The 270-nt window shown below is 60.0% G+C and carries 1 protein-coding gene; it reads left to right on the top strand.

From position 1 onward, the window contains the following. Nucleotides 1-24: 24 nt before the first annotated feature. A partial coding sequence (locus tag AC3XQU_RS23945; protein WP_489876623.1) for an SDR family NAD(P)-dependent oxidoreductase occupies nt 25-270 on the top strand: 246 nt, incomplete at its 3' end.

Raw genomic sequence — 270 nt, 5'->3', positions numbered from 1 at the left:
CGACATGAGGAAGGTGCTGTAGTCGTGAGTAGGAAGGTAGCGATCGTCACTGGTGGCGCATCCGGGATCGGCCTGGCAACGTGCAAACGATTCGCCGACTTGGGTTGGCATGTCATCTCTGCCGACCTGTCGCATACATCCGGAGACACTGCGCCAGAACCAGATACACGGACGGTCGGCGTTCGAGTGGATGTCACCGATGAGGGAGACATCCGACGGCTTCGCGACGTCGCCGAAGAGCTGTTCGGTCGTGTCGACACGGTTGTGACC

It is taken from the genome of Telluria sp. AZSoR62, assembly GCF_058111565.1.
Note: the sequence above shows the minus strand (reverse complement) of the source record. Positions and strands in the feature narration are given on the sequence as shown.